Origin of the sequence: Streptomyces sp. NBC_00878, from assembly GCF_026341515.1 — a bacterium.
Lineage (GTDB): Bacteria > Actinomycetota > Actinomycetes > Streptomycetales > Streptomycetaceae > Streptomyces.
Genome location: NZ_JAPEOK010000001.1, coordinates 1,439,818 through 1,458,853, shown reverse-complemented (window position 1 = coordinate 1,458,853; position 19,036 = coordinate 1,439,818). Strand labels below are relative to the sequence as shown.

Annotated in this window: 16 protein-coding genes and 1 pseudogene; 6 read left to right on the top strand and 11 right to left on the bottom strand. The window is 70.8% G+C overall.

The genetic code is table 11. The features are described 5' to 3' along the window. Positions 1-11: 11 nt before the first annotated feature. The 3 genes and pseudogenes from OHA11_RS05860 to OHA11_RS05850 all read right to left on the bottom strand — a co-directional run bounded on the left by OHA11_RS05860 (position 12) and on the right by OHA11_RS05850 (position 2,730). Positions 12-1,394, bottom strand: coding sequence for a glycoside hydrolase family 16 protein (locus OHA11_RS05860; RefSeq protein WP_266492656.1), 1,383 nt, complete (start codon positions 1,392-1,394; stop codon positions 12-14). A 187-nt stretch (positions 1,395-1,581) separates the two neighbouring features. Then, positions 1,582-1,890, bottom strand: a pseudogene (locus OHA11_RS05855) (hypothetical protein); the annotation flags it as partial. Positions 1,891-1,896: 6 nt separating this feature from the next. After that, entirely contained in the window at positions 1,897-2,730 is an 834-nt protein-coding gene (locus OHA11_RS05850; protein ID WP_266492653.1) for a LysR family transcriptional regulator, read from the bottom strand. Between the two features lie 149 nt (positions 2,731-2,879). Here OHA11_RS05850 and OHA11_RS05845 point away from each other — a divergent pair, with 149 nt between their 5' ends. Then, on the top strand, positions 2,880-3,368 hold the full coding sequence (locus OHA11_RS05845; protein ID WP_266492652.1) for a nuclear transport factor 2 family protein: 489 nt from the start codon (positions 2,880-2,882) through the stop codon (positions 3,366-3,368). Positions 3,369-3,371: 3 nt separating this feature from the next. Next, positions 3,372-4,295, top strand: a complete 924-nt coding sequence (locus OHA11_RS05840; protein WP_266492650.1) for an NADP-dependent oxidoreductase — start codon at positions 3,372-3,374, stop codon at positions 4,293-4,295. A gap of 283 nt (positions 4,296-4,578) precedes the next feature. Here the strand turns inward: OHA11_RS05840 and OHA11_RS05835 are convergent, their stop codons facing one another. From OHA11_RS05835 to OHA11_RS05815, 5 genes are all read right to left on the bottom strand, one after another. Further along, a complete protein-coding gene (locus OHA11_RS05835) occupies positions 4,579-6,684 on the bottom strand; it encodes an MMPL family transporter (RefSeq protein WP_266492648.1) in 2,106 nt (701 codons plus the stop codon). 287 nt (positions 6,685-6,971) lie between these two features. Continuing rightward, positions 6,972-7,643 (bottom strand): response regulator transcription factor, encoded by a 672-nt coding sequence (locus tag OHA11_RS05830; protein ID WP_266492645.1) that lies wholly within the window; start codon positions 7,641-7,643, stop codon positions 6,972-6,974. Continuing rightward, positions 7,640-8,872: a sensor histidine kinase gene (locus tag OHA11_RS05825; RefSeq protein WP_266492642.1), complete on the bottom strand. Its 1,233-nt coding sequence runs from the start codon at positions 8,870-8,872 to the stop codon at positions 7,640-7,642. Before OHA11_RS05825 ends, OHA11_RS05830 begins: the two co-directional genes overlap by 4 nt. Before the next feature lie 294 nt (positions 8,873-9,166). After that, positions 9,167-9,916 carry an IclR family transcriptional regulator gene (locus tag OHA11_RS05820; protein WP_266492639.1) on the bottom strand — a complete coding sequence of 250 codons (750 nt, stop codon included), beginning with the start codon at positions 9,914-9,916 and terminating at the stop codon, positions 9,167-9,169. A 64-nt stretch (positions 9,917-9,980) separates the two neighbouring features. Continuing rightward, positions 9,981-10,409 carry a MarR family winged helix-turn-helix transcriptional regulator gene (locus OHA11_RS05815; RefSeq protein ID WP_266492637.1) on the bottom strand — a complete coding sequence of 143 codons (429 nt, stop codon included), beginning with the start codon at positions 10,407-10,409 and terminating at the stop codon, positions 9,981-9,983. Positions 10,410-10,650: 241 nt separating this feature from the next. On the opposite strand from OHA11_RS05815, the gene OHA11_RS05810 reads away from it, so the two are divergent. The 4 genes from OHA11_RS05810 to OHA11_RS05795 all read left to right on the top strand — a co-directional run bounded on the left by OHA11_RS05810 (position 10,651) and on the right by OHA11_RS05795 (position 14,497). After that, positions 10,651-11,568, top strand: coding sequence for an SDR family oxidoreductase (locus OHA11_RS05810; protein WP_323186527.1), 918 nt, complete (start codon positions 10,651-10,653; stop codon positions 11,566-11,568). A gap of 12 nt (positions 11,569-11,580) precedes the next feature. Then, complete coding sequence (locus tag OHA11_RS05805) at positions 11,581-12,456, top strand: amidohydrolase family protein (RefSeq protein ID WP_323186754.1); 876 nt, start codon at positions 11,581-11,583, stop codon at positions 12,454-12,456. Between the two features lie 64 nt (positions 12,457-12,520). Then, complete coding sequence (gene menE, locus OHA11_RS05800; protein ID WP_266492632.1) at positions 12,521-14,026, top strand: o-succinylbenzoate--CoA ligase; 1,506 nt, start codon at positions 12,521-12,523, stop codon at positions 14,024-14,026. Positions 14,027-14,041: 15 nt separating this feature from the next. Next, positions 14,042-14,497, top strand: coding sequence for a MaoC family dehydratase (locus OHA11_RS05795; RefSeq protein ID WP_266492629.1), 456 nt, complete (start codon positions 14,042-14,044; stop codon positions 14,495-14,497). Between the two features lie 67 nt (positions 14,498-14,564). Here OHA11_RS05795 and OHA11_RS05790 read toward each other — a convergent pair whose 3' ends face one another. The 3 genes from OHA11_RS05790 to OHA11_RS05780 form a co-directional block, all read right to left on the bottom strand. Then, positions 14,565-15,389: a PaaX family transcriptional regulator C-terminal domain-containing protein gene (locus tag OHA11_RS05790; protein ID WP_266492626.1), complete on the bottom strand. Its 825-nt coding sequence runs from the start codon at positions 15,387-15,389 to the stop codon at positions 14,565-14,567. Positions 15,390-15,462: 73 nt separating this feature from the next. Next, positions 15,463-17,133 (bottom strand): PHP domain-containing protein, encoded by a 1,671-nt coding sequence (locus OHA11_RS05785; protein ID WP_266492623.1) that lies wholly within the window; start codon positions 17,131-17,133, stop codon positions 15,463-15,465. 29 nt (positions 17,134-17,162) lie between these two features. Continuing rightward, entirely contained in the window at positions 17,163-19,013 is a 1,851-nt protein-coding gene (locus tag OHA11_RS05780) for a LamG-like jellyroll fold domain-containing protein (protein ID WP_266492621.1), read from the bottom strand. Positions 19,014-19,036: the final 23 nt, after the last annotated feature.

Sequence of the window (19,036 nt, the reverse complement as noted above, 5' to 3'; positions counted from 1 at the left end):
CAACTCACGTGTCAGTGGGCGAAGCTGAACCAGTTCACGTTCACGAAGTCCGCCGACTGGCCGCTAGTGAAGGTCAGATACACGTCGTGCGTTCCGGTGACGTTGCTGGTGTTCGTCGGGACGGTCCGCCAGCTCTGCCACCCGCCCGTGTTGGCGAGCGCGAAGGTGCCGATCGGGGCGCTCGTACGGCTGTCGAGGCGGACTTCGACCAGGCCACTGGCGCCGCCCCCCACACCGCTCGCGACCCGGGCGCTGAACTGTCTGGCCGCCGTGGAGCCGAAGTTGACGCCCCGGTAGAGGGTCCAGTCGCCGTTGGCGATGGCGCCGATGTTCTGGCCGCCGCCCGAGTCGGTGGTGGTCTCGGTGATCGTGCCGCTCTGGCTGTCGAGCGACTCGGCCTGGATGGCGCTGTACGCGTCACGGTTGCCGGTCGGCGGAGGTGTGGTGCCGCCGGCGGACTGCAACACCTGGACGTAGTCGACGACGAGCGGGTTGCCCGGCACGGTGGCGGCGTCGGGACCGCCGCCGAAGGCGTCCACGAAACCGCCGCCCATCGCCACGTTCAGGATGATGAAGAAGCCGTGGTTCGTGGCGTTCGACCAGGTGGTCGCGTCGACCTGGTTCGCCCGTACGGTGTGGTAATTGATGCCGTCGACGTAGAAGCGGATCTGCTCCGGGCTCGTCGACCGGTCCCACTCCATGCCGTACGTGTGGAAGCCGGCCTGGCAGGTCGCGCCCGGGCAGGCGGTGGAGCCGCCGAGGCCGGTCGTCTCGTTGCAGGGGCCGCCCGGGTTGGTGCCGCAGTGCATCGTGGCCCACACGGTGTTGAGACCCTGGACGTTCTCCAGGATGTCCAACTCGCCTACGCTCGGCCAGTTCTGGTAGTTGCCGCGGTAGGGCGCGCCCAGCATCCAGAAGGCCGGCCAGTAGCCGCGGGCGGCGGTACCCGTCACGTTCGGCATCTGGATCCGGGACTGGACGCGCAGCGTGCCTCCGGCGGGGGGCTGGAAGTCGGTGCGGTTGGTCTCGATACGGCCCGAGGTCCAGTTGCCCGCGGCGTCGCGGCGCGGGGTGATCCGGAGGTTCCCGGCGCCGTCCAGCGCCACGTTGTTGGTGCTGGAGGTCATGTTCTCGATCTCGCCCGTGCCCCAGTTGGCGGGCCCGCCCGGGTAGCCGTGGCCGGTCGCGTACTGCCAGTTCGAGGTGTTGACGCCGGTGCCGGCCGATCCGTTGAAGTCGTCGACGAAGACCTGGGTCCAGCCGCTGGGCGGCGCGGGCGCGTCCGCCCGCGCGGCCGAGGCGCCGGCCGCGGCGAGGCTCAGCACGCTGAGCAGCGCGATGAGTGTGCGTCGGAATGAGCCGCGTCTGACGGGTGTGCCTGAAGTTTCCCTCATGGGTGCCTCTTCGGGTACGGAGTGGGGACGGTGCGCGGTTGGGGTTGAGAGCGCTCTCATCGCAGCTGCGCGGCCAATGTGCTCTTCGGCACTCCGGTCGTCAAGAGGTAAAGCAGAGAAAGCCCTCAGCGGGCAGGAGAGTTCACACCCTGAAGGAGGGGAAGGATGGGACGGACCGGACGCGGCGTCAGAGAGCGCTCCCTGCCTGCCAGTCCGTCCACGAGAGGTTCCAGCCATTGAGGGCGTTGGCCGGATCGACCGTGTGCTCGCCCGAGTTCTCGCCCACGACCACGTCGCCGAGCATGGAGCTCTTGTAGAACGCGTAGTCCGGCGTGGACGTGTTGTCCGCGCCCTTCGCGCCGAGCAGCCCGACGCATCCGTGGCTCGTGTTGCTGGTGCCGAAGATCGACGGCGAAGCCCAGTAGTTGCCGTGGACGAACGTGCCCGACGTGGTGAGGCGCTGCGCGTGCGGCACGTCGTCGATGTCGTACTCGTCGCAGTCTCAAGCCCCGGCCGCGTCCCTGTCCTTCGCGTCGAGTGCCCGCCGCGCCTCGGCCGCGCGGGCGGAGTGCACGAAAGCGGTGACGGCCGGACGGGACGCCCCCTCGGGCCATGCCAGGGCGAGACGCGTGGGCGGCAGGTCCGACACCGGTACCGCGGCCACCTCGGGGGAGATCCGTTCGGCGGCACCCGAGCCCACGACGGTGATTAGGCGCCCGAGTGCGACCCGGTCGACGATCTCGTCGAGCCCGAGCGGTGGGCACTCGGGCGCGAAGTTCGCGTCCTGGCCGAGTTCGGCGACCGTCACCGCGGGGCGCCGGGCCAGCGGATGGCCACGCGGGACCAGCGCGAAGGGCGCCTCCTCGGTCAGGTCGGCGGTGCGCAGCCCGGTGAGGTCGTCGGTGCCGACGCACAGCAGCGCGATATCGGCCCTGCCGTCTCTGAGGGCGGCCGGGCGGTCATGAGTGAAGACGACGTCGTGGCCGCCGACCTCGGAGGAGCGGAGCAGATCGGCGATCAGCCCGGACGCGGTGCCGGGACGTACCGCCATCACCAGCCGACCGGGCTGCTGCACGCGCTGGGCCCGCCGCACGGCCGCGTCCAGCGAGTCGAGCAGCCGTCGGCTTTCGTCCAGGAATACGGCACCCGCGTCGGTGAGCGCGACACGGCGGCTACTGCGCTCCAGCAGCAGCACCCCCATGCGGCGCTCCAGACGGCTGATCGCGCGCGACAGCGGCGGCTGGGCCATGCCCAGGCGCTCCGCGGCCCTTCCGAAGTGCAGCTCCTCAGCGACCGCGACGAAATAGTCGAGTTCGCGGGTCTCCAGACGATCCATACCTTCAGGGTATCGACCCTTGCCGGAACCCTCATAGCTCTCGCCCGTTCCCGATGGTCCACTCGGAACAGGAACAGGAACAGGAACAGCAGCAGGAACAGCAACAGCAACAGAACTCGCATCAATAACACGAGAGGAACGTGCGAACCATGAGCGACGAGCGCAAGGTCCAGGAGATCCTGGCCCACTATGTCCGCGCCGCCGACCGACGCGACGGCAAGAGCCAGGGCGCCCTCTTCACCGAGGACGCGATCGTGGACGTCTTCGTCAAGACCGGCCCCGACGCCTACGAGCAGATCGGCGAGCCGATCATCGGCAGTTCGGGTGTGGCGTACGCGGTCGACAACTTCATGGCGCCGCACCCCGAGGGCGGCTCCAGCCACCACGTCACGGCGGACCACCTCATCGAGGTCGACGGCGACGAGGCGCACATGAACGCCCACTTCGTGGTCTTCGAGGTCCGCGCCCTCTCCCGCCCGGCGGGCGGCTGGCCCGCGGACGCCTTCGGCGCCCAGGGCACCATCCGGCCCATCGAGTCCGGCTACTACGACTCCGACCTGCGCCGCATCGACGGCGAGTGGAAGATCGTCCGGCACCGCGTCCTGCACGACATGCCGTACGCGGTCCTGGAGGCCTGAGCGTTGAAGGCCGTCGTGTACCGCCGCTACGGCGGACCGGAAGTCCTTGAGCTCACCGAGCTGCCCGAGCCGAAGACGCACGTGGACTCGGTGCTGATCCGGGTCAGGGCCGCCGGGCTGAACCGCGCGGACGCCGCTCTCCAGGCTGGGGTGCTGGACAGCGCCGTGGAGACGTTCTTCCCGGTGGTGCCCGGCTGGGACGTCGCCGGTGTGGTGGAGCGCTCCGGGCCCGGCGCACCCGAGTTCGCGACGGGCGACGAGGTGATCGCGTACGTCCGCGGCGACGTGCAGCGCGCGCACGGCGGCTTCGCCGAACTGGTCTCCGCGGACGTGCGCGCCGTGGCGCGCAAGCCGAGCACGATGTCCTTCACCGAGGCCGCGGGCCTGCCGCTGGCCGCGCTCACCGCCTACCAGGGCGTGGTGCACGCACTCGCGGTGCGGCGGGGCGAGAGCGTCCTCGTGCACGGGGCTGCCGGCGGCGTGGGTTCCGTCGCCGTGCAGATCGCCCTGGCCCGGGGCGCCCGTGTCATCGGCGTGGGCTCGGCCGACGATCTCGACTACCTGCGTGCGCTCGGCGCCCGAGCGGTCGCGTACGGCGAGGGCCTGACCGGCGAGGTGCTCAGCCTGGTCCCGAAGGGTGTGGACTCGGTGTTCGACACGGTCGGCGGCGGTACCCTCGCCGCGTCGGCGGGGGCCGTACGGTCCGGAGGCAGGTCGGCGTCCATCGCCGAACCCGGCGCCCCCGGCTCCACTGACGTCTTCGCCCGCATGGACCGCGCCGACCTCACCGCGGTCACGGCACTGGCCGAGGTCGGCCTGCTCACCGTACGAGTCGGCGCGGTCTTCCCCCTGGAGAAGGCCGCCGAGGCACAGCGCGCCTTCGCCACCGGGAACATCACCGGCAAGGTCGTCCTCGAAATCGGCTGAGCCACCGGCCCTGGTCCCGTCCCGAGCCAGGACTCCAACCGTGCCTTCCGGCACGACGAGGGCCCCGGTCCGGAGGGATGCTGTTGGCGAATCCGCGGGGCGAAGCAATTGTCGCGTGAGTCCCAGCGACACGCCGGGTTTACGGCGTGTCGCTGGGACTCACGGCCCACTTGCTGGAGGTCTGACGGGATTCGCCAACAGCATCCGGAGGGACCGGGGCCAACGCTCAGTGCCGCGCGATGAGTTCAGTGCCGCGCCGTTGCTTCAGTGCTGCTTGGTGACTTCAGCCCTGCTTGGTGAGTTCGGGTTCGGCAGGCTGTGCCTCCTCGTGCAGCCCGAACCGGTCGTGGGCCCGTCGCAGCCGCTGGGGCGCCCACCAGGCGCGTCGTCCTAGCAGCGCCATGGTCGCCGGGACGAGGAGCATGCGTACGAGGGTCGCGTCGATCAGTACCGCGAGGGTCAGGCCGAGGCCGATCTGCAGGATCGGTGCGAAGCCGCCCGTCATGAAGGCGCCGAAGACGACGGCGAGCAGCAGCGCGGCACAGCTCACGACGCGTCCCGAGCGGCGCAGGCCGGTGACGACCGCCTCCCGTTCGTCGCCCGTGCGCAGCCAGGCCTCGCGCATCCGGGCGAGGATGAACAGCTCGTAGTCCATGGCGAGTCCGAAGGCGATCGCGATGATCAGCGGAGGTGCGGTGAGGCTCAGCGCGCCGAGTTCCTGGGAGCCCAGCACTGAGGCCAGATGCCCGTCCTGGAACACCCAGACCACCACACCGAGCGCGGCGCCCAGGCTGAGCAGCGTGGTGACGATGGTGCGCAGCGGGATCAGGACCGAGCCGGTGAACGCGAAGAGCAGGAGGAAGATACCGCCCAGGACGGTGACGGCGGCCCAGGGCGCACGGTCGCCGAGCATCGCGCGGAAGTCGACGAGGCGGGCCGCGACACCGGTGACCTCGACGGGCTCGTCGCCTCGTATGTCCCGTACGCGCTGGACCAGTTCGGTCGCCGCCTTGCCGTCGGCGCTGCCGCCCGGTCGCAGGTTCAGGACCGTCGTGCCGCCCGGCAGGTCACGGGACTCGGCGCCCGGCGAGAGGGCCCGGATCCGGTCGGCCGTCGCGGGGTCGGTGTCCGGCTTCAGGACCACGGTCACCGGGGAGACTCCGGTGCCCGGCGGGAAATGGGCCTCCACCGTGTCGTCCAACCGGCGTGCCTCCGTGTTCGACGGCAGCTGCTGGGCATCCCCGATGTTGATCTTCATGCCGGTGACGGGCAGGGCGAGGACGAGCAGGGTGAGGGCGGAGGCCGCTGTCACGACGACCGGGCGGCCCGTGGCGAACCGGGCGAGGAGGGCGAAGACACGGCCCTCCTCACCGGCCGGCTTGGTGCGTGCCGGGGCGATCTTTCCGCCGAACCGGGCCAGCAGCGCGGGCAGCAGGGTGAGCGCGGCCAGCATGTCGACGACCACCACGGCGGCCACGGCGAGGCCCATGCTGCGCAGGAACGTACTGGGGAACACCAGCAGACCGGTGAGACTGACGGCCACGGTCAGGCCGGAGAACAGGACCGTGCGTCCGGCGCGGGCCACCGTGCGGTGCACGGCCTCCACCACGTCGTCGGTGGTACGGCGTTCCTCGCGGAAGCGGACCACCATCAACAGCGCGTAGTCCACGGCCAGTCCGAGGCCGAGCATGGTTGTCACCTGGATCGCGTACACGGAGATGTCGGTGAACTGGCTGAAGCCGAACAGCGCCAGGAACGCGCCCGCGATGCCGCTGACCGCGACCAGCAGGGGCAGTCCGGCGGCCCGCAGTCCGCCGAAGATGACGAGCAGCAGGACGAGAACGACCGGCAGCGAGATGATCTCGGCGCGCGCCACGTCCTGTTGGGCCCGCTCGCCGAGTTGCTGCCCCAGCAACGGGCCGCCGCTGACGTGGACTTCGGGCGCCTTGATCTCATGGATGCGGTCACTGGCCGTGTCCAGGGCCTTCTCCTCCGCCTCGTCGTCGAGGCCGCCCTTCAGCGTCACCGGGATGACGAGGGCCTGCCCGTCCTCCGCGAGGAGACCGGGTGTGTCGTACGGGTCGGGCACGGCCGTGAGGCCGGCCGCGTTGCGCAGGTCGGCGACGGCGGCCTCGACCTGCGCGCGCAGCCCGAGGTCGGACACCGCGGTGCCGCCGACCACCGCGGTGATCGACTCGCCTACGGGGTCGATGCCGTCGAGGTGCACGGCGGCCCGGTCCGACTCGGTGCCCGGCACGTCCGGCACGGAGTCGCTGAGCCGTCCGAAGACGCCCGTCCCGAGCCCGAAGCCGAGCAGCAGGAAGAGCAGCCAGAGGGCGATCACGGTCAGGGGGCGGCGAGTTGATGCCCTGGCGATGGTGGCGAGCACGGGGCGCCTCCCGGCGGGTTGGCGGGTCTCGGGGTCGTCCCCAGACTCGCGTGGCCGGGCCCGCCACCGGATCGCCGAAGGGAGCGGTTTCCCTGGATCCCTCGCACGGGTGAGTGGGTGGGGCGGCTCCGCCGTACGGGGGATGCGCGGCTGCAGGCCGGTGGGGGTTTGTCGCGCAGTTCCCCGCGCCCCTCAAAAGCAGGGGCTCCGCCCCAGTTACCTCGGGGGCGCGGGGAACTGCGCGAGCAACCCCCACGCACCCGCACCCAACGAACCACCCCGAAAGGTCAGTTCGAACCCGGGGTCACCAACCCCGATTCGTACGCCCGGATCACCGCCTGGACCCGGTCCCGCAAGCCCAGCTTGCCCAGGACGTTGCTGACGTGAGTCTTCACGGTGTGCTCGCTGACGAACAGCGTCGTCGCGATCTCCGCGTTGGACAGGCCGCGGGCCAGCAGCCGCAGGGTCTCCTCCTCGCGAGCCGTGAGGACATCGAGCCGTACCGTCGAGGGCGGCGGCGCCGACGCCTCGGCCCGTCGCCGCTGGATGATGTCGGCCACCAGCCGCCGCGTCACCGACGGCGCGAGCAGCGAGTCGCCCGCCGCGACCACGCGCACCGCGTGCACCAGGTCGTCCCGGCGCACATCCTTGAGCAGGAAGCCGCTGGCGCCCGCGTACAGCGCCTCGTACACGTACTCGTCGAGGTCGAACGTCGTCAGCATGACCACCCGGCACCCGGACTGCGCGCAGACCAGCCGGGCCGCCTCCAGGCCGTCCATCCGGGGCATGCGGATGTCGAGCAGCAGCACGTCGGGCGTGTGCCGCTGCACCGCGGCCACCGCCTCGACGCCGTCCCCGGCCTCCGCGACCACCTCGATGTCGGGCTGTGCCTCAAGGATCATGCTGAACCCGCTGCGGACCAGCTCCTGGTCGTCGGCGACCACCACGCGGATGCTCACCCCAGGGCCGCCTGCCGGTCGACGGCCACCGGAAGGCGTACGGCGACCCGGAACCCGCCGTCGGGGCCGGGTCCCGTACGGGCCGTGCCCCCGCAGGCGGCGGCCCGCTCGCGGATCCCGATCAGGCCGTGGCCTGCCCCGCTCTCACGCGCGCTCCCGCTCCCGCTTCCGCCGTGGTCCGCGGGGCCTCGCCCGTCGTCCGTCACCGTGAGTGTCAACTCGTCCTCCGTCCAGTCGAGTTCGACCCGCGCCTGGGAAGCGTACGCGTGCTTCACGGTGTTGGTCAGGGCCTCCTGGACCACGCGGTACGCGGCGACCTCGGTGTCCGGGTGCAGCGGACGCGGCTCGCCGGTGGCGTGGAGTTCGACGCGCAGACCGGCGGACTCGGCGACCTGCCGGACCAGGTCGGTCAGGGCCGCCACGCCAGGCTGCGGCAAGCGGGCGGAAGTGCCGTTCACCGGCTCGTCCTTGAGTACCCCGAGGATCCGCCGCAGCTGGTTCATCGCGTCGCGCCCGGCGGTGGCGATGGCGTCGAACGCCGACTCCGCGCGCTCGGGATCGCTGCGCACCACCACGGGCCCCGCCTCCGCCTGCACCACCATGAGGCTCACCGCGTGAGCCAGGATGTCGTGCATGTCCCGGGCGATCCTGGCCCGTTCCTGTGCAACGGCCCGCGCGGTGTCGGCGGCCCGCTCCCGCTCCAGCCGGCGGGCCCGGTCCTCCAGCGCAGCCGTGTACGCCCGCTGGAGACGGGCCAGCACCCCGAAACCGTACGCGCTGACGCCGCTCAGCAACTGGAAGGCGTACTCGAAGGGTTGGGTGACCTCCTTGTGCATCATGGTCAGCGACACCCCGGCCAGCCACCCCACCAGCATGAAGCGCCGCTGCCAGGGAGGGGCGATCGCGGCCATCGTGTAGAGCACGACCAGGCCGCCGTACATCACGTCGGGCGGCGGCGCGTGATAGACCGCCATGGCGGGGGTGAACACCGAGACGCCGCAGGCCGCCAGGAACGGCGCCCGCCGCCGCCACACCAGCGGCACCGCCGTACCGGCGCCCAGCAGGAAACCCTGCCACGTGAGGCGGTCGTCGCCGTCGTCGGGGAACATCCACTGCAAAGACGCGGCGAACAGCACCAGCGCGGCGAGCGCGGCGTCGACGACGTACGGGTTGGCCGCGCGCAGGCGTGCGACGGCCGGTGTGATCCAGGACTGGGCGGACACGGACATACGCGGCTCCTCGGGGCAAGGGCCGTCTCAGTATCGGGTGGGTCGGCGGGCGGCGTCCTCACCGGTGAGAGGGATATCCGACGGCTCGCCTTTCCGGACGACGGCTCGCCTTTCCCGACGACTGCCTGCCTTTTTCGACGACGACCCGCCTCTCCGGACGGGGTCCGCCTTCCCGGACGGGGTCCGCCTTCCCGGACGGGGTCCGCCTTCCCGGACGGGGTCCGCCTTCCCGGACGGGGTCCGCCCTCCCGGACGGGGCCGGCCCTCCCGGACAGGGACTCGCGCGCGGCGTAACTACCGCTCCGGCTGCCACCCCAGCCCCCGTGAGATGCCGAGCGCCGCGAGTCGTACCGCCGGGATCAACGCCGGTGTGTGTGCGTCTCGTTCGGGCACCACGACCGAGACGGCCGCGGCCGTCGAGCCGTCCGCCGCGCGGACCGGTGCGGCCACCGACAGCGCGTCGTCGGTGATCTGACGGCTGCTCACCGCCACTCCCGCGCGCCGGACTTCGGCGAGTACGCGGCGCAGCGTGGCCCCGTCCGTGATCGTGTGCGGGGTGAACGCGGCGAGCGGTCCGCCGCAGTACGTCTCCTGGAAGGCGGCCTCGCAGTGGGCGAGCAGCGCGAGGCCCACGCCGGTCGCGTGCAGCGGCCAGCGGGCGCCCACCTGGATCTTCACGTCCACGGCCGAACGGCCGGAGATCCACTCGATGTAGACGACCTCGGAGCCGTCCCGGACCGCCAACTGCACGTTCTCGTGGGTCGCTTCGTACAGGTCCTCCAGGTACGGCAGCGCGATCTGCCGCAGCGCGAGACCGCGCGGGGAGAGCGCCGCGATCTCCCAGAGGCGCAGGCCCACGTGGTAGATACCGGATGCGTCGCGCTCCAGGGCGCCCCAGTCACTGAGCGCGCCCACCAGGCGGTGGGCGGTGGTGAGGGAGAGCCCGGCCCGGCGGCTGATGTCCGTGAGGGAGAGCGCCGGATGCTCGTGATCGAAGGCGGCGAGCACGGCCAGGAGGCGGTCGGGTGCGGACGACGCGGTCATCGGCCGGGACAGGTCATGCGCCGAGGCCAGTCATGAGCTGAGGCCGGTCATGCGCCGAAGCCGGTCATGCGTCGAGCTCGGTTTCGGCGACCCGTCGCAGCAGGGTGTGCAGGGTGTCCCGCTCGGCGGGGTCGAGAGGCTGGAGCAGGTCGTTCGTCACCCGCAGACCCGCCTCGTCGGTGTCGCGCAGGAAGGAGCGGCCGTCCTCGGTCAGTACGACGATGCGGCTGCGGCGGTCGTCGGGCGAGGGGCGGCGCTCGGCGAAGCCCAGCTTCTCCAGGTCGTCGACCAGACCGACGATCGCGCTCGGGTCGTAGCCGAGCCGTGCGCTCAGCTCCCGCTGGAGCGCGCCCTCGGAGGTGGCGAGGAACCGCAGCAGCGCGTAGTGCCGCAGCCGCAGCCCCGACTCCTGGAGAAACGTGTTGAACAGCTGCCCCGAACGCAGGCCGAGCCGGTAGAGGAGGTAGCCGGTGTCCGCGTGCAGTCCGCGCATCCACGGCTCCTGGGCGTCGATGGAGGCGGGGGGCGTGGCGTGCTGCTGACCGGCGATGGCGGGCTCCCTGGGCCGGGCCCCTGTTGGGGCGGTGCGTACATGTTTCTCACAGCATGCCGCACAGACGAGTCGGCAACAACTATTGACGACAACAATGATTGTCTTTAGCTTCGATCTCGTAAGCTCCGATCTCGTAGCCGTCCTGCCTTCCGCAGGTAATCCGTTTCTCGAAGGGACCGTCGTGCCCAGCATCGATCTCACCGGCAAGGTCGCCGTCGTCACGGGCTCCGGCCGTGGCCTCGGCCTGGCCTACGCGCACGCCCTCGCCGCAGCCGGCGCCTCCGTGGTCGTCAACGACGTGGACGAGTCCGTCGCCGAGCAGGCCGTCAAGGCGATCACCGAGGAGGGCGGCACCGCCGTGGCCGAGGTGGTCCCGGTCGGTACCAGCGAGGCCGCCGACCGTCTGGTGGGCCGCGCGGTGGCGGAGTTCGGCCGCCTCGACGTCCTGGTCACCAACGCGGGCATCCTCCGCGACAAGGTGCTGTGGAAGATGACCGACGAGGACTTCGACGCGGTGATCACCACCCACCTCAAGGGCACCTTCACCTGCGCCCGCGCCGCCGCCGTACGCATGCGCGAGCAGGGCGAGGGCGGCACGCTGATCCTGGTCGGCTCCCCGGCCGGCCAGCGCGGCAACTTCGGCCAGACCAACTACTCCGCCGCCAAGGCCGGCATCGCCGCCATGGCCCGTACGTGGTCGATGGAGCTGGGCCGCGCGGGCATCACCGTCAACGCGATCGTGCCGGTCGCCGCTACCGCGATGACCGAGACCATCCCGGCCTTCGCGCCCTACATCGAGGCCATGCGCGGCGGCGAGCCGCTGCCGGACTTCCTCCGCAAGGGCGAGGGCTTCGGCACCCCCGAGGACTGCGCCGCCCTCGTCCCGTTCCTGGCCTCCGAGGCCGCCCGCGGCGTGACCGGCCAGGCCATCGGCATCGGCGGCGACAAGGTCGCACTGTGGTCCCACCCTCAGGAGATCAAGGCGGCGTACGCTGACGGTGGCTGGACCCCCGACACCCTCGCCGACGTCTGGCCGGCCTCGCTGGGTGCCGAGCCGCAGTCGGTCGGCATCCCCGCCCCGAAGTTCCCGGAGGCGTGACCCATGACGACCATCGACGTCGAGGAACTCGTCGCGATCGACGTCCACACCCACGCCGAGGTCTCCTCCAAGGGCACCTCTTCCCTCGACGACGACCTGCACGAGGCCTCCAGTGCCTACTTCAAGGTCGAGGGCAAGCGGAAGCCGACGCTTGAGGAGACGGCCGCCTACTACCGCGAGCGGAAGATGGCCGCCGTGATCTTCACGGTCGACGCCGAGTCCGCCACCGGCACCGAGCCCGTCCCGAACGAGGAGGTCGCCGAGGCGGCCGCCGCCAACCCGGACGTGCTGATCCCCTTCGCCTCCATCGACCCCTTCCGCGGCAAGGCGGGCGTGAAGCGGGCCCGCCGCCTGGTCGAGGAGTACGGGGTGAAGGGCTTCAAGTTCCACCCGAGCATCCAGGGCTTCTTCCCCAACGACAGGTCGGTGGCGTACGACCTGTACGAGGTGATCGAGGAGACCGGCACGATCGCCCTCTTCCACACGGGCCAGACCGGCATCGGCGCGGGCGTGCCCGGCGGGGGCGGGATCCGGCTGAAGTACTCCAACCCCCTCCACGTGGACGACGTCGCCGCCGACTTCCCGCAGCTGAAGATCATCCTGGCGCACCCGTCCTTCCCCTGGCAGGACGAGGCACTGGCGGTGGCCACGCACAAGCCGGGCGTCCACATCGACCTGTCCGGCTGGTCGCCGAAGTACTTCCCGCCGCAGCTCGTGCAGTACGCGAACACGCTCCTCAAGGACAAGGTGCTGTTCGGTTCCGACTACCCGGTCCTCACCCCGGACCGCTGGCTGGCCGACTTCGCGAAGCTCGCCATCAAGGACGAGGTCAGGCCGAAGATCCTCAAGGAGAACGCGGCCCGGCTGCTCGGGCTGACAAAGCCATAACGGGCAGCCATGCGCAAGGAAGGACAGGGGCACCCCATGTGCAATGAAGGACAGGGGCACGGACATGCGCAATGAAGGACTGGGGTCGTGGCCCGCACGCCGGGCCCGCAAGACCCCGCACCGCACCGCCCTGATCCACGGCGACACGACGGTCACGTACGCCGAGCTGTACGAGCGGGTCACCCGCCTCGCGCACGCCCTGCGCGCCTTTGGGGTGCGCCGCGGCGACCGGATCGCCTACCTCGGCCCGAACCACCCCTCGTACCTGGACACGCTGTTCGCGGCGGGCACCCTCGGGGCGGTCTTCGTCCCGCTCAACACCCGGCTCGCCGGGCCCGAGATCGCCTACCAGCTCACCGACTCCGGGGCCAAGGCCCTCGTGTACGGGCCGTCGTTCGGCGGCATGATCGCGGGACTGCCGGGCAACAGCGACGTACGTACGTACATCGAAGTGGGCGCAGAATACGACCAGTTGCTCGGCGCGGCCCCCGACGAGGCGATCGACGAACCCGTCACCGCCGACGACACCTGCATCATCATGTACACCTCGGGCACGACCGGCCGGCCCAAGGGCGCGATGCTCACCCATGGCAATCTGACGTGGAACGCGGTCAACGTCCTGGTCGACCAGGACCTGATCACCGACGAACGCGCCCTGGTCTCCGCCCCGTTGTTCCACACGGCCGGGCTGAACATGCTCACCCTGCCGGTCCTCCTCAAGGGCGGCACCTGCGTCCTGGTCGAGGCCTTCGACCCGGCAGCCACCCTCGACCTGATCGAACGGCACCGGATCACCTTCATGTTCGGCGTGCCCACCATGTTCGAGCACGTGGCCCGCCACCCGCGCTGGGCCGACGCCGACCTGTCCTCCCTGCGCATGCTCAGCTGCGGCGGCTCACCCGTGCCGACCCCGCTCATCGCCGCCTACCAGGAGCGGGGCCTCACCTTCCTCCAGGGCTACGGCATGACCGAGGCCTCGCCCGGCGTGCTCTTCCTGGACGCCGAGCACGCGGTGAGCAAGGCCGGTTCGGCGGGCGTGCCGCACTTCTTCAGCGACGTCCGCGTCGTACGGCCCGACCTCGCCCCCGCCGATATCGGCGAGACCGGGGAAGTGGTCGTACGCGGACCGCACGTCATGCCCGGCTACTGGGGGCTGCCCGACGAGACCGCGGCCGTGTTCCACGACGGCTGGTTCCGCAGCGGGGACGCCGCCCGGATCGACGAGGACGGCTATGTCACCATCGTCGACCGCCTCAAGGACATGATCATCTCGGGCGGCGAGAACATCTACCCGGCCGAGATCGAGGACCAGCTCCTCGCCCACCCCGACATCGTCGAGTGCGCGGTCATCGGCGTGCCCGACGAGAAGTGGGGCGAGGTGCCGCGCGCGGTCGTCGTGCCCCGCGAGGACGTCGCGCTCGACCCCGACGAGGTCCTCGCGTCCCTGGCCGGACGCCTCGCCAAGTACAAGATCCCGAAGTCGGTGGTGCTCGCGGACGAACTGCCGCGGACGGCCTCCGGCAAGCTCCTCAAGTCCCGTGTCCGCAAGCGGTACGGCACCAACTCCTAGTCGAAGGAACGACACATGAGCATCACCGCGAACGGCATCGACGAACTCAAGAAGCTCGCCGGCAGCGACCTCGGCGCCAGCGAGTGGATCGAGGTCACCCAGGAGCGCGTCAACACGTTCGCCGACGCCACCGGCGACCACCAGTGGATCCACGTCGACGAGGAGAAGGCCAAGGAGGGTCCGTTCGGCGCGCCCATCGCGCACGGCTATCTCACGCTCTCCCTCTTCATCCCGCTCTTCACCGAGCTGCTGGACGTCCAGGGCGTCACCACGAAGGTCAACTACGGCCTCAACAAGGTGCGTTTCCCCTCACCGGTGAAGGTCGGCTCCCGCATCCGCCTGGTCGCGAAGCTGACGGACGTCGAGGACGTGGCGGGCGGTGTGCAGATCACGGTCGACGGCACGATCGAGATCGAGGGCGCGCCCAAGCCCGCGGCCGTGCTCCAGAGCCTGTCCCGCTTCTACGCGTGAGCGCTCCGCTGTGAGCGCCATTTCGTCTGCGGGTTCGTCGTGGCTGGTCGCGCAGTTCCCCGCGCCCCTATGCGGCGCGAACCGGCACCAGGTCGAGAAGCCGTTCCGCCGACTCCCGTGCCAGCGGGGTCAGATGGGCGTACACCGCGTGAAACGTCTTCTCGGCCTGCTCGGCCGGCCAGTCGTCCGGCAGATGCTTGACGGGCAGGCGCGGATCCCCCCGGATGATCTGCAGCCACTCCGTCGACAGGCGCAGCCGCAGCCCGAGCGCCTCGTCGGCCTCGGGCTCCGCCGTCTCCCAGCGCTCCCAGCGCCGTAGGAACGCCTTGTAGCGCGTGGCCAGTTCGCCCAGCGCCCAGGTCTCCTCGATCATCGCGCCGATGTCCATGCCCGAGTCCGCGTGGGCCCGGAAGATCTTCACATGGGCGGTCAGGCCGAGCTCGGCGACGATCGCGGAGACATCGGCCCCGCCCGGCGCGATCCACAGCCCGCCGAACAGCGGACCGAAGCCGTTCCAGGTCAACTGCGCGCGCAGATCGTGGCGTTGACGCTGCCAGGACTCCGGCAGCGAGAAGCCGAGCAGCGTCCAGGAGCCGTCCCACTGCCGGTTGACGGCCCCCGACTCCCAGATCCGCTGTTCGCCGTCCCGCAGCACGGCCTCTGAGCGCTCGGTGAGCCCGAAGTACATGCGGCGCCCCTCGCGCTGCCGCCTCAGCAGATCGCGGCCCACCATGCGCGTCAGCGTCGAGCGGGTCGCGTGCTCGCCGACGCCCGCGCGCCCGAAGACGTCGATGACGCTCCCCGAGTACACGCAGACGTCACGGCCGAGCACCTGGTCGCCCAGGAACGACAGCATGAGGGACTGGGGCCGCAGGGCCTCGTCAGTGGTCACCGGTCCACGGTACGCCCGTCGATCAGCCGGTGACCAGGCTGTACTGGCTCACGGGACGCTCTCGTTACCGCTCTCAGCGGTGTCCGGCCACCTCCACGAAGACGGGGTTCGAGTAGAACCACGTGTCGGCCCACGGGTCACCGTTGCCGGGCTCGTGCGGGATCGGCCCGTGCGGGTCGACCGAGGCGCCCAGGTACCCGGCGCCGTGCCGGTTGCCGTCGCTGCCGCGCAGCCGCACGTAGAAGGACTCGTCCCCCGCGGTCAGCGGGATGCGCAGGGTGTACGTCCCCTCGCGGCCGGACACGTCCGCCGTGTGCACAACCTTCGCGTCGGGCGCCCGCCAGGTGTCCCGGTCGGCCGCCGGACCGCGCACCGCGCCGCGGATCACGTCCACATGGGCGAGCTCGGGCAGGATGCCGTGCGGGTTGGGCCGCGAGGTCGTCGTCACGGTCACGTTCAGGGTGAGCTTCTCGCCCTTGCGGACGCGCAGCCGCCCGCCGAGCGTGACGCCCCGGCCGTGGTCGCAGTCCCGCTTCAGCCGTACGTCGAGACCGTCGAGCAGATGGCCGTGGTCGAGCCAGACCCGGCCCGCGCGCAGGCCCGACATCACCGCGCGGTAGCCGTGGCGGGTCACGCCGACGTGCGTGCGGCTGAACTGGCCGGGCCAGAAGTCGCCGCCCGGCTGCGGTTCGGTGGTGTTCACCGGGTCGGGCAGCCGGCCCGTGTTGTCGAAGTTCTGCCCCGGCAGCCAGTCGCCGTTCTTCCAGGTGTCGAACACCACCCGGTGCACATCGGAGTTGGTGGTGATGGTGAACAGCTTGCCCTCGGAGAGCATGGCGTCCCACATACCGCCGACGGTCGCCGTCATCCAGTCGAAGCCGCCGTAGGTGACATACGCGTCCGTCGGATAGCCGGGCCAGGAGTCCGCCGAGGGCTTGTTCTCGTACTCGCCGCGTATCGACGTCGGACCGCGCCAGCCGGGGATGGCACCGCCCTGAGCACCGGGCGCGCCCTCCATGCCGATCATGATTTCCGGGGCCGCGTCCCGCCAGTTCCGCATCTCGTGCGGGGAGTCGATGCCCAGGCGCATCGGGTGGTTGGCGAAGACCAGCACGTCGTCCACGTACCCCGAACGGCGTTGTGCGGCCAGCCACTTGATGGCCTTGACGGCGTGCGCCTCGTTGCGGGGGGTGTCGGGGTGGGTGGGGCCGCCCGCCGTGTAGCCGAGCAGCTTGCCGTCGTAGGCCAGCTCGAACTTCGTGAGCAGGTCCACCTCGTGGCGGCCGGGCGCCGCGAAGATCGTGCAGTGCTCGGCGCCCGGGATGTACCACTCCAGGCCCTGGAAGATCAGCTGACGTGGGTTGGCAGCACGGGCCTTGAGGATCTCCTCGTGTTCCAGCTTCGCCCCGTACTGGGCGTGCCCGAAGTTGGAGTGCTCGTTGAACACCATCCAGTCGAGGCCGTACTTGGCGCTCGCCTGCGCGAGTTGGGAGAACGTGTACTTCGCGTCGTGGCTGTAGACGGAGTGGACGTGGTGGTCGCCGACGAGGTAGGCGAGGCGCGGGTCGTTGCCGCCGAAGCCCTGGGTGCTCGCGGCGGCGGGCGTCGCCAGTGACCCGGCCGCGAAGGCGGCGCCGAACAGGCCCGCCCGGCGCAGGAGTTGGCGTCTGGAGACGCCCTGCGGGTCGAGGTCGGCGGCGGAGACGGACGGATCGGCCCAGGCGGGCAGCTGCTGCTCGGTCATGGTTGGGGAGTCCCTCGGAGCTCGATGGATCAGTGGTTCATGAACGACGTGACGGGCAGGGCGCGTTCGACGATCCGTACGTCACCGAGCCGCCCGTGCAGGATCTGGTCGATCTTCCCGGCGTACTCGTAGCCGCCGAGGAGCCAGGGCAGGCCGACCGAGGTGATCCCCACGGACGACGCCTTCGGGTTGCGCACCACCGGGCAGCCCTGGACGTACAGGGTGGTGTGCCGTCCGTCGTTGACGACGGCGAGGTGCCACCACGTCTCCAGCGGTGTCTCCTGGCCCCAGTTGGTCGCGATTCCCTGCTGGTTGAGGGGGCGCATGGCCCACTGGGGCTCGCGGTCGTTCGACAGCGACAGCGTGGCGATGGGCTCGTCCGGGTCGTCGGCGGACTTCCCCGCGGCGCCGCCCGTACCGGTGCGGCCGAGCAGTCCGGCCCACGCGTCGCGCGAGGGGTCCCAGTCGGCGGGCAGCCGGTAGAAGGCCTCGATGGTGTAACCCGCCTTGAAGGTGGCCGAGTTGAGCGGCGCGTCGTCGACGGTCCGCAGATAGGCGCCCTTGAGTGGAGGCTTGCCGCCGTGGAAGTCCAGGCTGCCGTGGCCCGGCTGGTCGGGGTGGTGGTCCGACGACCAGGTGAGTGTGCCGCCCGCGACCGTGACCACGGAGAGGTCGTTGCCGCGCCCGGACACATCGCGGACCGTGCCGGTCACGGCGGCTCCGTCGGCCTTCCCGTCGAAGCGCCAGTACGCGACCGTGCCCGGTATCAGCATCTTCGGCGCGGGACGCGCCGGGCGCTCGGCCACCGGGGCGAAGCCGGAGAAGCGCTCCTCGAAGTCGATCTCGACCGAGAACCGGTCGGTGTCACCGCTGAGTTCGCTCTCCTGGCGCTCCAGCTCGTTGAGCCCCTTCGCGGCCCGGCCGAGGATCCACGGGGACACCGTCTCCACGTCCACGGTGTTCCGGTCGAGGTCGAAGCGGTAGAGGCGGATCATCGCAGCGCCGCCGAAGTAACGGTTCTGATAGTTCGTCAGGTGCAGATGGACGTCATGTCCCGCCGCGTTCTTGCGGGTTGCGCGCGCCGCGGGCCAGTAGTGCCCGTTGAGGGTGAGGAAGATCTGATCGTGGTCCTCGATCAACCGGTCCCACAGCTGCCGGCCGTACGAGGAGAGCGAGTCGTCCTCGTCGACCAGCTCGTGCGTCGTCAGGATCACCGGCGTCTTCGGGTGCTCGGCGATGATGTCCTTGGCCCACGCGAAGCCCTTCGCGGACAGTCGCCAGTCCAACGCGAGCACCATCCACTCCCGCCCGGCGGCCCGGAAGAGGTGGAAGGTGTTGTAGCCGTCCGGTGAGGCGCCCCCGTACGTGGACTTGCCCTTGAAGCGGTCCGGGCCGAAGGCGTCCAGATACGGCGTCGAGCCGCGCTGGTCGTCGGTCGACGACTTCACGTCGTGGTTGCCCGCCAGGACGCTGTAGCCGACGCCCCGCCGGTCGAGTAGCCGGAAGGCGTCGCCGATCGCCGCGCACTCCTCCTTCGCGCCGTTCTGCGTGAGGTCGCCCAGGTGGGACAGGAACACGATGTTCTCGTCCCGCCCGTGCTCCAGCAGATAGCGCAGCGACGCCTCGACGGGCGCCTTGTCGATGCTCGGCCCGTCGAAGAGGTACTGGGTGTCGGGCATCACGGCGAGCGTGAAGCGGCGGCTGTCGGGGTCGGGTCTCCAGCGGGTCGCCGAAGTGGGGGCCGCCTGTGCGGTGGCCGTCGGCAGCGAGACCGCCGCCGTTGCCGCGCCGATCAGCGCGGTCGCCCGCAGGAAGTTCCGCCGTCCGGCGCCGGCTTGCGGGCAGGCCTCGGCCGGGTCGTGCTCATGCGAAGTGCACACGTCTGCTCCGTGAGAAGGGGACT

What these genes read in the sequence shown, in the direction of transcription:
- OHA11_RS05850 (WP_266492653.1), bottom strand. Translation starts at nt 2,730, where the DNA reads ATGGATCGTCTGGAGACCCGCGAACTCGACTATTTCGTCGCGGTCGCT.
- OHA11_RS05820 (WP_266492639.1), bottom strand. Translation starts at nt 9,916, where the DNA reads ATGACCGCGTCGTCCGCACCCGACCGCCTCCTGGCCGTGCTCGCCGCC.
- OHA11_RS05815 (WP_266492637.1), bottom strand. Translation starts at nt 10,409, where the DNA reads ATGCGCGGACTGCACGCGGACACCGGCTACCTCCTCTACCGGCTCGGC.
- OHA11_RS05860 (WP_266492656.1), bottom strand. Translation starts at nt 1,394, where the DNA reads ATGAGGGAAACTTCAGGCACACCCGTCAGACGCGGCTCATTCCGACGC.
- OHA11_RS05795 (WP_266492629.1), top strand. Translation starts at nt 14,042, where the DNA reads ATGAGCATCACCGCGAACGGCATCGACGAACTCAAGAAGCTCGCCGGC.
- OHA11_RS05845 (WP_266492652.1), top strand. Translation starts at nt 2,880, where the DNA reads ATGAGCGACGAGCGCAAGGTCCAGGAGATCCTGGCCCACTATGTCCGC.
- OHA11_RS05785 (WP_266492623.1), bottom strand. Translation starts at nt 17,133, where the DNA reads ATGACCGAGCAGCAGCTGCCCGCCTGGGCCGATCCGTCCGTCTCCGCC.
- OHA11_RS05825 (WP_266492642.1), bottom strand. Translation starts at nt 8,872, where the DNA reads ATGTCCGTGTCCGCCCAGTCCTGGATCACACCGGCCGTCGCACGCCTG.
- menE (WP_266492632.1), top strand. Translation starts at nt 12,521, where the DNA reads ATGCGCAATGAAGGACTGGGGTCGTGGCCCGCACGCCGGGCCCGCAAG.